This is a genomic window from Micromonospora sp. NPDC047620 (assembly GCF_043205005.1).
Taxonomy (GTDB): Bacteria; Actinomycetota; Actinomycetes; order Mycobacteriales; family Micromonosporaceae; genus Micromonospora.
In genome coordinates this window covers 84,034-98,272 of record NZ_JBIDDG010000008.1, presented here as the reverse complement: position 1 = coordinate 98,272, position 14,239 = coordinate 84,034, and the positions used below count along the sequence as shown (strand labels likewise).

Annotated in this window: 13 protein-coding genes; 3 read left to right on the top strand and 10 right to left on the bottom strand. The window is 73.8% G+C overall.

Translation table 11 applies throughout. From position 1 onward, the window contains the following. The first annotated feature begins 3 nt into the window (after positions 1–3). The 3 genes from narI to ACGF5C_RS11830 all read left to right on the top strand — a co-directional run bounded on the left by narI (position 4) and on the right by ACGF5C_RS11830 (position 3,089). Complete coding sequence (gene narI / locus ACGF5C_RS11840) at positions 4–765, top strand: respiratory nitrate reductase subunit gamma (RefSeq protein WP_393300054.1); 762 nt, start codon at positions 4–6, stop codon at positions 763–765. 215 nt (positions 766–980) lie between these two features. Continuing rightward, on the top strand, positions 981–2,240 hold the full coding sequence (locus ACGF5C_RS11835; protein ID WP_393300051.1) for a nitrate/nitrite transporter: 1,260 nt from the start codon (positions 981–983) through the stop codon (positions 2,238–2,240). Between the two features lie 525 nt (positions 2,241–2,765). Then, positions 2,766–3,089 carry a hypothetical protein gene (locus ACGF5C_RS11830; RefSeq protein ID WP_393300049.1) on the top strand — a complete coding sequence of 108 codons (324 nt, stop codon included), beginning with the start codon at positions 2,766–2,768 and terminating at the stop codon, positions 3,087–3,089. Positions 3,090–3,202: 113 nt separating this feature from the next. Here ACGF5C_RS11830 and ACGF5C_RS11825 read toward each other — a convergent pair whose 3' ends face one another. The 10 genes from ACGF5C_RS11825 to ACGF5C_RS11780 form a co-directional block, all read right to left on the bottom strand. Next, a complete protein-coding gene (locus ACGF5C_RS11825) occupies positions 3,203–3,613 on the bottom strand; it encodes an MmcQ/YjbR family DNA-binding protein (RefSeq protein ID WP_393300046.1) in 411 nt (136 codons plus the stop codon). A gap of 97 nt (positions 3,614–3,710) precedes the next feature. Beyond that, entirely contained in the window at positions 3,711–4,376 is a 666-nt protein-coding gene (locus ACGF5C_RS11820; protein ID WP_393300043.1) for an SMI1/KNR4 family protein, read from the bottom strand. Between the two features lie 85 nt (positions 4,377–4,461). Further along, on the bottom strand, positions 4,462–5,391 hold the full coding sequence (locus ACGF5C_RS11815; protein WP_393300040.1) for an ROK family protein: 930 nt from the start codon (positions 5,389–5,391) through the stop codon (positions 4,462–4,464). A gap of 37 nt (positions 5,392–5,428) precedes the next feature. Further along, positions 5,429–6,886, bottom strand: a complete 1,458-nt coding sequence (locus ACGF5C_RS11810; RefSeq protein ID WP_393300037.1) for an argininosuccinate lyase — start codon at positions 6,884–6,886, stop codon at positions 5,429–5,431. 65 nt (positions 6,887–6,951) lie between these two features. Then, positions 6,952–7,905 carry an amidohydrolase family protein gene (locus ACGF5C_RS11805; RefSeq protein ID WP_357699701.1) on the bottom strand — a complete coding sequence of 318 codons (954 nt, stop codon included), beginning with the start codon at positions 7,903–7,905 and terminating at the stop codon, positions 6,952–6,954. Further along, positions 7,902–8,873, bottom strand: coding sequence for a creatininase family protein (locus ACGF5C_RS11800; protein ID WP_393300034.1), 972 nt, complete (start codon positions 8,871–8,873; stop codon positions 7,902–7,904). The genes ACGF5C_RS11805 and ACGF5C_RS11800 overlap by 4 nt, the downstream gene beginning before the upstream one ends. Then, entirely contained in the window at positions 8,870–10,663 is a 1,794-nt protein-coding gene (locus tag ACGF5C_RS11795) for an ABC transporter permease (RefSeq protein WP_393300031.1), read from the bottom strand. The genes ACGF5C_RS11800 and ACGF5C_RS11795 overlap by 4 nt, the downstream gene beginning before the upstream one ends. Next, a complete protein-coding gene (locus ACGF5C_RS11790; protein ID WP_393300028.1) occupies positions 10,660–11,733 on the bottom strand; it encodes an ABC transporter ATP-binding protein in 1,074 nt (357 codons plus the stop codon). Before ACGF5C_RS11790 ends, ACGF5C_RS11795 begins: the two co-directional genes overlap by 4 nt. A 183-nt stretch (positions 11,734–11,916) precedes the next feature. Next, positions 11,917–12,963: an extracellular solute-binding protein gene (locus tag ACGF5C_RS11785; RefSeq protein ID WP_393300025.1), complete on the bottom strand. Its 1,047-nt coding sequence runs from the start codon at positions 12,961–12,963 to the stop codon at positions 11,917–11,919. Between the two features lie 48 nt (positions 12,964–13,011). Continuing rightward, positions 13,012–14,175, bottom strand: coding sequence for an ROK family protein (locus ACGF5C_RS11780; RefSeq protein ID WP_393300022.1), 1,164 nt, complete (start codon positions 14,173–14,175; stop codon positions 13,012–13,014). Between the last annotated feature and the right edge of the window lie 64 nt (positions 14,176–14,239).

Sequence of the window (14,239 nt, the reverse complement as noted above, 5' to 3'; positions counted from 1 at the left end):
CCGATGAACACGCTGCTGTGGGTCGTGTACCCGTACCTGTCCCTGGCGGTGCTGGTCGGTGGGCTGGTCTGGCGCCACCGGTACGACAAGTTCGGCTGGACGACCCGCTCGTCGCAGCTCTACGAGAGCACGATCCTGCGGTGGGGCAGCCCGATGTTTCACTTCGGCGTCCTGATGGTCCTGATCGGGCACGTCGGTGGCCTGCTGGTGCCCAAGTCCTGGACCGAGGCGGTGGGGATCACCGAGCACACCTACCACCTGACGGCCGTGTTCGTCGGCACGGTGGCCGGCTTCTGCACCCTTGTCGGGCTGGGCATCCTCATCGCCCGCCGACGACTCACCGGCCCGGTCTTCGCCGCCACCACCCGCAACGACAAGGCGATGTACGTGGTGCTCGCCGGCGTGATCGTGCTCGGCCTGTGGGCGACCGTCCGCGCCAACGTGTCGGGACCCGGCTACGACTACCGGGAGACCATCTCCCCGTGGTTCCGGTCCCTGTTCTACCTCAGCCCCGACCCGGAGGTCATGGCCGGCGTGCCGGTGGCCTTCCAGATCCACGTCCTGGCAGCGTTCGCCCTCTTCGCGTTCTGGCCCTTCACCCGCCTGGTGCACGCGTTCAGCGCTCCGGTCGGCTACGCCACCCGCCCGTACGTCGTGTACCGCAGTCGCGACGACCGGCCCGGGCTGCGGCCGAGCCGGCCCGGTTGGGAGGGCCCACCGCGGCTGCCCCGCCCGCGTGGCGACCGCAGTCACTCCGGTCGTTGAACGCCGCACGGGTCCTGAACGACAGCAGTTCCCGTGGCGCGGCGGCTCACCGACGGCGGGCGCTCCCCCGGTGCCCGCGGTATCCCAGCCGATGGGCGACTTCCGGCCCTACCAGGGCCCCGTCGGCGGGGCAAGGCTCGTAACGGCAGGGCGGGATCCGCGACTCCCTGCGACCGACGCACACCGGCAGCACGACGATCCGACGGAGGGCAGCGATGACCATCGCCCGTGACGGACAGCCGAAGGACAGCACCCCGACGGCCGCGGCGGCCTCCCGCAGCGCCCCCGGCACGTCGGCCCGGGGCAGATCCGGCGCCACGACCCAGCTCGCCCTGGCCACTCTCGGCTTCCTGGTCAACTTCTGGGGGTGGGCGCTGCTGGGTCCCCTCAGCCCAGGCATCAAGGAACGCCTCGACCTCAGCTTCACCGCACAGTCCCTGCTGGTGGCCGTACCGGTGGTGGTCGGGTCGCTGGGCCGCATCCCGGTCGGTGCCCTCACCGACCGGTACGGCGCCCGGGTGGTCTTCCCGCTGGTCACGCTCGCCACGATCGTGCCGGTGCTGACCCTGAGCGTGGTCTCGTCCTACCCGGCGCTGATCGTGACCGGCTTCTTCCTCGGCATCGGCGGGACCGCGTTCGCCGTCGGCGTTCCGCTGGTCTCCGGTTGGTACCCGCCCGCGCGGCGCGGCTTCGCGATCGGCGTGTTCGGCATCGGCATGGGCGGTACCGCCATCGCCAACTTCACCACCGTCCGGCTCGCCGACACCTACGGCGCCCGCGCTCCGTTCCTGCTCGTGGCCGCGATCCTCACCGCGTACGCGGTCCTGTCGTTCCTGCTGCTGCGGGACGCCCCGGACCGGGCACGGCCGACCGGTTCGGCCTGGCGGCGGCTCGCCGCGGTGGGCCGGCTCACCGTCACCTGGCAGTTGTGCTTCCTGTACGCGGTCGGCTTCGGCGGGTTCGTGGCCTTCAGCGTGTACCTGCCCGCCTACCTGCGCACCACCTATGGCCTGAGCGCCGAGGACGGCGCGTTGCGCACGGCGGGGTTCGTGGTCCTCGCCGTCCTCGCCCGGCCGATCGGTGGCTGGCTCTCCGACCGGCTGCACCCGGTGCCGGTGCTGGTGTGGTGCTTCGGCGGAGTGGCCGCCTTCGCGGTGGTGCAGGCCTTCGAGCCCGCCCTGATGCCCGTCGCGACCGTCGCACTGCTCGGGATGGCGTTGCTGCTCGGCGCGGCCAGCGGTGCCGTGTTCGCGCTCGTCGGCAGGGTCGCCCCCGCCGACCAGGTCGGCGCGGTAACCGGGCTGGTCGGCGCCGCCGGCGGGCTCGGCGGGTTCGTCCCGCCGCTGGTGATGGGCTGGGTGTACGGCGCGCAGGGCTCCTACGCCATCGGCCTCATGCTGCTCTCCGACGTCGCCCTGGCCGCCGCGGTGTTCACCTCGGTGAAGATGGGCGGGCTCGCCAAGCGTGTCGTCTGATCATGTCGTCGGTGCGGCGGTGGGCCAACATGGATGCGTGCCGACGCTTCCGCCGCTGACGACGACCGAACACGTCAACGGACGCCGGTCGGAGCTGGCGGTAACCCTGCTGCGACGCCGCGCCGACGTGGTGCCGCCGGCCCTGACCAGGGGGTTGGCGGCGGACGGGCACGGTGTAGTGTTTGACCAGCGTCCGGGACCGCGACGGCCGTACCGAGGCGCGGGTGACCGCGCAGACACCGACCACCACGACCCGCATTCATCGGCACCCGTGGCGTCGGAGGGCGTGGCGCGCAGACGTCCTCGGCCGGCCCGGCAACCCGCCGACTACCGACGGTGACGGCATGGTCCGGCTACCGATGCCGGCCGGAAAGATTGTCACCGTGCAACTCGACCTGAACTGACCGCGCGAGCCTCCCCGGGCGCCCGCCCGACACCTGCCACGCTGTGCCGGGGGTAGAGGTTTCACCGGCACGGAAAATGGAGAAGGTGGAAGTCGCACCTGCGCCCGAGGGGGGATCACTCGTGTCCGACACCAGCATCGACCGGTCCGACCGCCAGGCCGACCGTCCTGACGAGGTGACCGACCCACTGCTGTGGAAGCTCGCCTTGGACGTGGCCGACGCCCACGAACCGGACGGGAACGGCGGCTGCCGCAACCTGCTCTGCGCGGGCCAGGCGTGGCCCTGCCCGGCCTGGAACAACGCCCAGCACGCGCTGCGCGTGGCCCGGGCCGACTCCGCCACGCAGCCGTCGTCGCCCGGCGTCCCGAGGCAACCGGACCGTACCGACCGGCCGGCCACAGCCGGGTCGGCGCGACGCCCCCGGCCGGCCGCGTCGGCCGCGTAGGGCGCCAACCTCGGGCCGAGCCGGACGTACACGCCCGGTCGGTGCCGAACGTCTTCGCCGCCGCACCCGCCTGCCGGGTGCGGCGGTCGTCGTGACCGGCGTGCTGCCGGGACTCAGGCCGGCCCGGTGATCCGGGCGGCCAGCTTCTTCGGGGCGAGCAGGCAGTAGCTCTCGGTGAGCAACTCGCCGACCTCGGCCCAGTCGACGCCGTCGTCGAGCACCATGCCCAGCACGTCGGCGCCCCAGTCCGGCTTGAAGAACGGGTGACCGCCGGCCACCAGCGCGTGGACCTCGTCGAGGGGCGAGCGGAACGTCAGCACGCAGGTTGGCTCGTCGGTCGCGGCGGCCCGGGCGTACGCCATCTGGTGGTCGGGGTCGACGGTGAGCACGTGGGCGAAGGTGCGCTTGCGGATCCGCCAGCGCACCCCCACCCAGGCCGGCTCCTCGTAGCTCTCCGGCAGCTCGCGACAGATCGGCCGCAGCCGGTCGAGGAATTCCGACGGCACGTCTCCGGGGGCGGTCATGCCCGCACCGTAACCGCGCCCACCGACACTTCTGCCGCCCTCGCCGGCCGTCGGTTCGGCTGCGCTGCCAGGTGCGGACGCCGGCCCGCGCGGCCGGTCAGGCGACGGCGGCGTCGGCCTCGTCGAGCCAGCGCCGGTACCAGCGGTCGAAGCCCAGCGGCGTGCCGTCGGCGTCACGCAGCGGCCGGAATCCGCTTCCCTCGGCGGTGTCGTCGGCCCACATCTGGCCGCGCGCCGGGCCGCTGACCACGAGCGCCTCGCGCAGCGCGCAGCCGAGGTGGCACAGGTAGAGCAGCCCGATCGAGTGCTCGGGGGCGTAGACCAGCCTGTCGTGCCGTTCCCAGTAGGCGTCCTCGGCCTCGTTGAACGCCTCGACGGTGTCGTAGTCCTCCTCGTCGGGAGGCTCGGGCAGCCCGTCGGCCGGGTTGAAGGGCTCGGTGTGCGGAAACGGCTGGTGCAGCGTCTCCCGATCGGTGAGGTCGGCTCCGTCGCCCTCCCACGCCCAGCGGCCGTCCACCCTGCGCAGCGGGAACAGCCCGTAGGTCGGCCCGGCGCCGCCCCGGCCGGCGGTGAGCAGGAACGAGCGGTACTCCTCGGGCAGCTCGACCCGCAGTTGCCCCTCCAGCTCGGCCATCTCCTCGGCGCGCAGCGGCGGCTCCAGCGTCCACCGGTGCGCGTGGGCGCCGAAGACCGTGTCACCGTCGGGGTGGGCGGCCAGCCGGGCGAGCCGCCCGCGTACGTCTGACCAGTCGGCGTGTGTCACGGCCGGGACCCTATCGGCAGGCACCGACAAACGACGGGGCGGCCGGCCCCCGGTGCGGGAGCCGGCCGCCGGTCAGCGCCGGATGTCACCGGGGTGTCGGGACCGCCTCGCGGGCGAGGATGACCGCGCCGAGCAGCGCGGCGTCGTCGGCGAACCGGGACAGGACCACCTCCGGCGGGTACGGCAGGACCGCGGCGAGCCGCTCCCCCAGCAGACCCCGGATCAGTCCGTTGCCGGCCACCCCGCCGACCAGCACCACCCGCTGCGGGTCGAGCAGCAGGCAGCAGGTGACCAGGTGTCGGGCCAGCTCGTCCACCCGGGCGGTCAGCGCGTCCCGGGCCGGGCCGGGGCGCTCGGCGGCGGCGGCCAGCGCGGGCGCGCCGCCCGGCAGCCCGAGCGAGTCCGCGAGCCCGTCCAGCGCCCGGCCGGAGAAGTCCAGCTCCAGCATGGTGCCCGGCCACGGGCCGCCGGCCACTGCGTAGCCGATCTCGCCGGCCGCCCCGTGGTGACCGGCCAGCACCGCCCCGCGGACCGTGGCCGCCGCCGCGACGCCCGTGCCGAGGCCGACCACCAGGCCGGGGTCGGCGTCGCGCAGCGCGCCGATCCGCAGCTCGGCCAGGGCGGCGGCGTTCAGGTCGTTGTCGACCGCCACCGCCGGCACCGCCAACCGGTCCCGGACCGCGTCGGCGAGCCGCAGCCGGTCCCAGCCGGGCACGTTCGGGGCCAGGTCGATCCCGTCCGGCCGCACCACGCCGGGCGAGGCGATGCCGGCCGCGACGACCGGCGAGCCGACCTCCCCCACCAGCTTCGCGGCCAACTCCAGCGCCCGGTCCAGGGCCTGCGGGGCGCCCCGCTCGGCGTACGTCGGGACCCGCTCGCGGGCCAGCAGCCGCCCCTGCCCGTCGGCCACCCCGACCGCCATCTTGGTGCCGCCGAAGTCGATGCCGAGCAGCACGCCCGCGTCGCCGGCCGCCTCGGCGGCCTCGGCGGCCCGACCGGCCAACCGCACGCTCACCGTCCCGTCCCCGTGTCCACGACCCCCGCGCCGGCGCTCATCGGCCCGCCCGCTCGGCGGCGACCGCGTCCAACGCCTTGTCGGCGGCGGCCAGGCGGTCCCGGACGGCGGCCAGCCGGCCGGCGACGGTGTCGAAGGTGCCGCGCAGCACCGCCACCTGGGCCCGGACGGCGTCCGCCCCGGGGCCGTCGACCTGGGCACGGTCGAGCACCAGCTCGGGGCGTACGGCGGCGGCGATCAGGTCGGCGACGGCGGCGTCGGCCAGCCCGTCGGCGATCCCCTCGGCCGCCGCGCGGACGGTCTGCGCGGTCCAGGTGTCCGGGGCACCGCCGCGCACCAGCCGGCCGACCACGGAATGGGCGGCCCGGAACGGCACCCCGTGCCGGGTCAGCGCGTCCGCCGCGGCGGTGGTGGTGGCGCCGGAGGCGACGATCTCCTCCCGCGACGGCGGCTCGAGCGGCTCGATCTCGGCGAGGAAGCCGCCGAGCAGGGCGAAGAACCGGTCGGTGCGGTCGTTGCTTTCCCAGAGCCGCACCTGCACGTCGGTGGTGGCGTTGTTGGAGTCCTCCCACCAGGCCGCGCCGACGTTGTTGAGCACCGAGGCGGCGTCGGCGGCGGTGGCGCCGGCCATCGAGACGAGGTGTTCCAGCACCACCGGGTTGCGCTTCTGCGGCATGATGCTGCTGCCCTGGGTGAAGTCGCCGGGGGTGGTCACCCAGCGCCAGCTCAGCCAGTCCATCAGGGTGCGGGCCAGCCGGGCGCCGGTCGCGAGGGCCTGGGCGTTGAGGGTGCCGACCCGGACGAGGTGGTCGGCGCCGGCCACCGCCTCGTAGGAGTTGGTGACCAGGCCGCCGAAGCCGAGCAGCTCGGCCACGCGGGCCGGGGCGATGTCCAGGTCGGTGCCGGCGAACGCGCAGGAGCCCAGCGGCGAGGTGTTGAGGGTTTCGATCAGGTCGGCGTACGCGACGGCCTCGCCGGCGAGGGCCTCGGCGTAGCCGGCGAGGGCGTGCCCGATGGTGGTGGGCTGGGCCGGCCGGCGGTGGGTGTAGCCGGTGATGACCACGTCGGCGTACCGGTGCGCCGAGTCCAGGGCGGTCGCGGCGGCGGCCAGGACCCGGTCGAGGACCCCGAGCAGCTGGTCGCGCAGCAGCATCCGGAACACCCCGGCGTCGAGGTCGTTGCGGCTGCGGGCCATCTGCACGTCCAGCTCGGACGTGGGGATGCCGCACGCCTGCGCCAGCCGCTTCTCCATCAGGTAGTAGGTGTCCTCGAAAGTGCCGTCGAACTCCGGCGCCGGGGCGGTGTCGGCGCGCAGTTCGGCCAGCCCGCGCAGCAGCCGGGCGCCCCGCTCGGCGGGGATGAGCCCCTGCTCGGTCAGCATCACCACGTGCGCCTGGCTGGCCCGCACCATGGCCGGGAAGAGGTACCCGACGTGGTGGTCGTACGTCGGCCGGAGGTGGTGCCGCTGGTAGGTGGTCAGCGCGGGTGTGTTCATGACGGTTCTCTACTTCCTTCCGTGCCGGGCGCGCCGGTCACCCGCCGCGCCCGGTCGTCAGCCGGTCAGTGGTCGAGGCCGAGCAGACGCTCGGCGTTCCCGGCGAAGATCGCGCGCAGGTGGTCGTCGGGCAGGCCCAGCTCGCGGCAGATCCGCAGCTGGTCGTCGAGGTAGCGGGTGACGTAGCCGCGCGGGAACCACGACGAGTCGCTGCCGAACACGATCCGGTGCGGGCCGATGGTCTCGTAGCAGCGCCGGAACAGCTCGTCCAGCGTCAGCTTGTACGGCATCCAGCGCACCCACTGGTTCGACCCGGAGGTGTCGACGTGGATGTTGGGGCAGCCCCAGGCGGCGAAGAGCAGGTCCTGCACGTGCTGGACGCCGAAGTGCGGCACCACCACGGCCAGCTCGGGGAAGCGGCGGGCCATCCGGGCCAGCTCGTCGGGGCCGCCGTACCGGCCGTGGGAGAGGCCGCCGGCGCTGCCGTAGTGGCCGATGTGGATCAGCACCGGCACGCCGAGGCGCTGGGCGGTGCCCCAGAGCGGGTCGAGGGCCTCGTCGTCGAGCGGGCCGCGCAGCAGCGGGGCGAAGAGCTTCAGCCCGCGCAGGCCACGTTCGACCACCGCGCGTTCCAGCTCGGCGGCGGCATCCGGGCCGTACGGGTCGTGGTGGGCGAAGCCGAGCAGCAGGTCGGGGTGGCGGTCCACCACGTCGGCCACGGTGTCGTTGCCGCCGCCGGTGACGAAGACGGCCCGGCGGATGTCGACCGCGCGCAACTCCTGCGCCCACCGGTCCGCCTCGTCCTCCCACCGCGGCGCGGGGGGCTCGGGGTCGGGGAAGCCCCACGCCTGCCGCCACTGCGCCGCGTACGGGGCGGAGCCGGCGGCGCGGACGGCACGCTCGTGCTCGCCGCCGGGGTGCATGCCGGCGGCGTGCTCGCACGCCCGGATCGTCTCGTCGGCGCCGATGCGGAAGTGCAGGTGGAAGTCGACGACGTCGAGTCCGCGGTCGACAGTCACGGTGCCTCCTCTGGCTCGGGCCCGCCGGCCGGCGGGGTGCCGGCGGGCGGAACGTCCGGGGGCGGCGGGGCGGCGCCGACCGGGGTGTCGGCGGGCAGCGGGGCGTCGGTGGGCGGGGCGGGTAGCGGCGCGGCCACCCAGGCGGCGACGACCTCCCGCAGCCGCATCGCGGCCAGCTCCCGGACCCGCCGGCCGGTCTCCTCGCCCGCCAGCGAGACGTGCCCCGACCAGCCCTGCCACGGGTCGGGGCGGGACTCCACCAGCACGTACGGGTGGGCCACCGGCAGCTTCGGCCTCGGCGGCAGGTCGGCGACCGCGTCGAGGCGCACCGCGCCGGGGTCGAAGCCGAGCACGCCGTCGGTCTCGTACGCCCCGCCGTGGCCGCGCGCCGGCAGCGGCCCGTACAGCTCGGCGGTCTCGGCCGGGGTCACGAGCTGGAACCAGTTGACCAGCAGCAGGCTGGCCGTGCGCCGCCCGGAGACCCACTCCATGGCGGCCCGGACGGTGGACATGTTGGCGTCGTGCCCGTTGACGATCAGCAGCCGGGGGAACCCGGCCGCCACGATGCCCTCGATCACGTCGGCCAGGTAGCCGACCGCGATCTCCGGCCGGATCGCCACGGTGCCGGGCCACGGCCGGGTCTGGCCGGGGCACGCGGCGTACGGCACGGCGGGGAAGAGCACCCCGCGCGGACCCGCCGTGGTGCCGGGTGCGCCGGCCGGGGTCGCGGTGCCGCCCGGGGTGCCGCCGCCGGACGGCACCGCGTCGTCTCCGGGGACCGCGCTCTCGGCGGCGAAGCCCTGGGCGAGGATCAGGTCGGTGCCGAGCGGCAGGTGCGGGCCGTGCCACTCGACGGCGCCGACCGGAAGCACCGCGAAGTCCGCCGCGTCGGCCACCGCCGCCAGTTCCCCGCCGGGGATCCGGGCGGCGGGGAGCAGCCCGCCGCCCGCCGGCCAGGCCGCGCTCACGCCGTCCACCGCGCCGCCTCCCGGCTGGAGCGCCGGCCGCCTTCCAGCCGGCCGGAGACCACCATCACCACGAAGATCAGGACCACCTGGAGCATGCCGTACGCGGCGGCGGTGCCGACCTCGAACGAGTACATCCGGTTGTTGATCTCCACGGAGATCGGCGCGGTGTCGGAGGTGTAGATGAGCACCGAGGCGACGAACTCGCCGACGCCGTGCACGAAGGCGAGCAGCGCGCCGGCCACCACGCCGGGCAGCATCAGCCGCAGGGTGACCGTGCCGAACGCCCGCCACCAGGACGCGCCCAGGTTGCGCGCGGCCTCCTCCAGCGACGGGTCGATCTGCGCCAGGGTGGCCGAGCTGGACCGGAACACCAGTGGCAGGAACCGCACGAAGTACGCCAGCGGCATGATCCAGAAGGTGCCGATCAGCACCTGCCCGAAGCTGAACGCGTTGCCGGTGCTGAACGCCGAGATCAGGTTGATCGCCACCACCGTGCCGGGCAGCGCCCAGGCCAGCATGACCGCCACGTCCAGCAGGCCCCGGCCGCGGAAGTCCAGCCGCCGCACCGCGTACGCGATGAGCACGCCGACCACGACACAGCCGACGGTCGCGATCAGGCTCATCTGCAGCGAGTTGAGGATCGGCTGGAACGCCTCGGGGTCGGAGAAGATGGTGACGAAGTTCTGCGTGGTGTAGGCCGCCGGGATCACCTCGGTGGTCCAGGAGCCGTCGGCGGAGAACGCCACCAGGGCGATGGTCGCCACGGGGGCGAGCAGCACGGCGGTGGCCAGGATCGACGTGACCAGGGCCAGCCACTTGCCGAACGGGTTGGTGATCTCCCGCCGGTGCGCGGCGACCCCCTTCGACTGGGAACGGTAGCTGCGCCGCCCCTCGTACCAGCGCATGCCGAGCAGGAACAGCACCGACACCACGCCGAGCACCGAGGCGTACGTGGAGGCCATCGGCAGGTCGCCGTTGGTGCGGTTGATGTAGATCTGCATGGTCATGGTCTGGTCCACCCCGAACAGCAGCGGGGCGGTGTACGAGGCCAGCGAGGTCATGAAGACCAGCAGCGAGGCGGAGACCAGCGCCGGGGTGAGCATCGGCAGCAGCACCGTACGCCACACCCGGACCCGGCCGGCCCCCAGGTTGTACGCGGCCTCCTCCACCGAGGGGTCCATCCCGCCGAGCGCGGCGGAGGCGGACAGGTAGAAGTACGGATACATGGTGAAGGTGTGCACCACCAGCACCCCGGCGATGCCGCTGAACGGCAGCACCGGGTTCTCGGTGCCGAAGAGCTGCTGGAGCCCGCGCGGGAGGATGCCCGTCTCGCTGTAGAGCAGCTGGAACGAGATCGCCCCGATCAGCGGCGGCAGGGCCGCCGGCACCAGGATGATCGCCTCGATCAGCCGGCGGCCGGGAAACGAGAACCGCTTGAGCAGGAAGGCCATCGCCACGCCGACGATGCCGCAGAGCAGCACGCTGGCCGCGGAGATGATCAGCGAGGTGACCAGGGACGAGCGGGCCACCCCGTCGCCGCTGAGGAAGGCGCCGTAGTTCTCCACCCCGTCCACGCCGACACTCTCGGCGAAGGTGGCGAACATCGGCTGCACCACGTACCCGAAGAGGATCAGCGCGAGCGGGAAGACCAGGACGTACGGGAACCAGCGGGAGCCGGTGCCGCCGGCGAACCGGTCGGCGAGCCGGCGGCGCGGCGCGCGCGGCGGCGTCGGCTCCTGGGTGACCGGGGCGACGGTGGCCGGGCTGGGGGTGGCGGGAATGGTGCTCACGGGCGCACCACCCACATCCGCTCGCGGTTCAGCCGCAGCCCGATCTGGTCGCCGGCGGCGATCCCGTCCGGCACGTCGATCGCGGCGACCTGCACCGACTCGCCGGCCACGTCGACCACGAGGTTGGTGGCCATCCCGGTGAACTCCACCTCGGTGACCCGGCCGGGCAGCGCGTCCGCGTCGGTGGCCGAGGTGAGGCCGATGTGCTCGGGGCGGACCGACACCAGCGCGGTGTCGCCCTGGCGCAGGCCGTGCCCGGTCGGGGCGGGGACGGCGATCTCGCCGCCGGCGGGCAGCTTCACCGTGACGGCCTGCTCGGCGGCGCCGGCCACCGGCAGGGAGAGCACGTTGCTGCGGCCGATGAAGCGAGCCACGAAGCTGGTCGCCGGGCGGTGGTAGATCTCCTGCGGGGCGCCGATCTGCTGCACCCGGCCGGACTGCATCACCGCGATCCGGTCCGACATGGCCATCGCCTCGGCCTGGTCGTGGGTGACGTAGATGGAGGTGGTGCCGGCCTCGCGCTGGATGCGGCGGATCTCCACCCGCGTCTCCTCGCGCAGCTTGGCGTCGAGGTTGGACAGCGGCTCGTCGAGCAGCAGGGTGCGCGGCCGGATCACCAGGGCCCGGGCGAGGGCGACGCGCTGCTGCTGGCCGCCGGAGAGCTCGTCGATGCGGCGGTCGCCGTAGCCGGCGAGGTGCACCTGCCCGAGCGCCTCCTCGACCCGGCGCCGCGACTCGGCCCGGCCGACCTTGCGGATCTTGAGCCCGTACGCGACGTTCTGCGCCACGCTCATGTGCGGAAAGAGCGCGTAGTTCTGGAACACCATGCCGGTGTCGCGCTTGTTCGGCGGTCGGCGGGTGACGTCCTCCGCGCCGAACCGGATCCGGCCGGAGGTGGGGAAGTAGAACCCGGCCACCATGCGCAGGGTCGTGGTCTTGCCGCAGCCGCTCGGGCCGAGCAGCGTGAAGAACTCCCCGGCGGCGATGGTGATGTCGACGTCGTCCACGGCCGCGGTGTCGCCGCCGCGCGCGAAGCGCTTGCTCACCGACTCCAGCGTGACATCGATCATGAGGTCCTCTCCTTCGTGCGGTACCGGACCTGTCGGTCGTGGGATGGGGGGCGGGAGACGGGAAGGGCACCTTCCTGACGCCTCCGGTGGAGAGGGCGCTCCCCTCTCACACCGTGCCGGCGCCCCGGGGGCGGGCGGCGGGGCGCCGGGGACGGGACGGGCCCGCCCCCGGCGCCCGGGCGGTCAGCCCTTGTTCTTGATCTGGCTGTTCCAGTGGTTGATCCACTCGGTCTCGTTCTTGCCGATCACGTTCCAGTCGACGTCCAGCGGCTTGAGCTGGAGCTGGGCCAGCCACTCCGGCTTCTCGGCGATGTCCACGGCCGGGATCTGGTAGTAGTCCTTGGCCAGGTCGGCGCGGAGCTTGTCGTCGAAGAGGAACTCGATGAACTTCTGCGCGCCCTCGCTGTTGCCGCCCTTGACCGCGGCCAGGCCGTCGACCAGCACCGGGGCGCCGGAGGCCGGCATGACGTAGCCGAACGGCATGTTCGACTGGTGGGCCTGCAGCAGGATGTCCTGCAGGTTCCAGGCGCTGAGCGTGCCCTGCTGGCGGGACAGCTTCAGGTAGAGGTCGGTCGGGTTGGCCGCGTACGCGCCGGTGTTGGCGTCGAGCTTCTTGAGCCAGTCGTAGCCGGGCTGCGGGTTGCTGCCGTCCGCGGACTGGCGCACGATCATCGCGGCGTAGATCGACCGCATGGTGCCGGACGCGGCCACGTCCCGGATGATGATCTTGTCCTTCCACTCCGGCTTGAGCAGGTCGTCCCAGTCCTTCGGGGCCTGCTCCGGGGTGAGGGCCTTGTTGTTGTACATGATGACCTCGGGCAGCAGGATCTCCCCGAACCAGCGGCCCTCGGCGTCCTTGTACTTGGCGTCCATCTTGCTGGCGAAGGCCGGCTGCCAGGAGGTCAGCAGGTCCTCGGACGCGCCGGCCGCGAGGCCCTGCTGGGTGCCGCCCCACCAGACGTCGGCCTGCGGGTTGGCCTTCTCGGCCCGCACCCGCTCCAGGATCTCCTGGGCGCCGAGGTTGAGGATCTCGACCTTGCCCTTGTACTCGGGGTACTTGGCGGTGAACTGGTCCACGACGTAGTCGGAGACCTTCTTGTCGCGGGCGGTGTAGATGGTCAGCTTCTCGGCGCTGCCGCCGCTGGCCGCGTCGTCACCGCCGCCGCCACAGGCGGTGCCGGCGGCGAGCACGGTGGCGAGCGCGCCGGCGAGGAGAAGGCGACGTTTCATGGGGTACCTCCGAGGGGTGAGGGGAACTACGTTGTTCGGGGTGTGAGGTCAGGGGGTCGGCAGCAGGGTGGGCAGGCCCGCGGCGGCCGCGGAGAGGGCGTAGCTGACGGCGCCGTGCAGCACCGCCCGGTCGCCGAGCACCGCCCGGCGGACGTCGGTGGCGCTCGGCGCGGCGGCGCTGACGAGCGCCTGGAGCCGGTCGACGGCGGCGTCGTCGAGCTGGGCGGCGGCGCCGCTGAGCAGCACCCGCCCGGGGTCGACGACGCAGACGCAGGAGACGATCAGCCGGGACCAGGCCGCGAGCAGCTCGTCGAGGTACGCGGCGGCCCGCCCGTCGGTGGCGGCCAGCTCCACCAGGGCGGCCACGGGCGAGTCCGGGCGCCGCCCGGGGGCCAGCGCCACCACCCGCTCGGCGATGGCGTTCTCCGACCAGCGGGCCTCGAACGGGCCGATCCCGTCGTGGCCCCGGTCGGCCGGGTCCAGCGGCAGGAAGCCGACCTCGCCGGCGGCCCCGCCGGCGCCCCGGCGGACCTGCCCGTCGAGCACGAGGCCGGCGCCGATGCCGTCGGCGACGTGCAGCAGCAGCAGGTCGGCGACGTCGCTGCCGGCGCCGACCGCGTGCTCACCGGCGGCCATCAGGTTCACGTCGTTGTCCACCAGCACCGGCACCCCGAGCCGGCGTTGCACCGACTCCCCCACCGGCCGCGCCTCCACGAGGCCGACCGAGGGGGCCAGGCGGACGGCGCCGCCGGTGGAGATGCCGGGCGCGGCGACGGCCACCCCGCGCAGCGCCGGCAGGCCGTCGCCGACCAGCTCGGGCACCGAGCGGCAGATGGTGTCGACGATGTCGCCGGCGAGCCGCACCGCACGGTGGGCGATCACGGTCCCGTCACTGTCGGCGATCTCGCAGCTGAGCCGGCCCGGCTCCAACGAGACCGCGGCGACCAGCTCGGCCCGGGGGTTGAACTCCAGCATCGCCCGGGGACGGCCGGCGCGCGACGCGCCGGGACCACGCTCGATGAGGTAACCCTCGGCGATCAGCTCCCGCACGAGCGGGGTGAGCGTGGCGGGGCTCAGGCCGGTGAGCTCGGTCAGCTCGGCGCGGGAGAGCACCCGCACCTGGCGGGCGGTGGAGATCACGGAAAGCCGCTTGATCTCCTTCGACCGCTCCCGGCTCACCGGGCTCGTCGGTGGCGTCACCACGTCAGTCACACTTCCTTCCTACGGCGAACGAACTATCGAGTCAAGTAACGAAACCGTCTCGTTACCTTGCGGC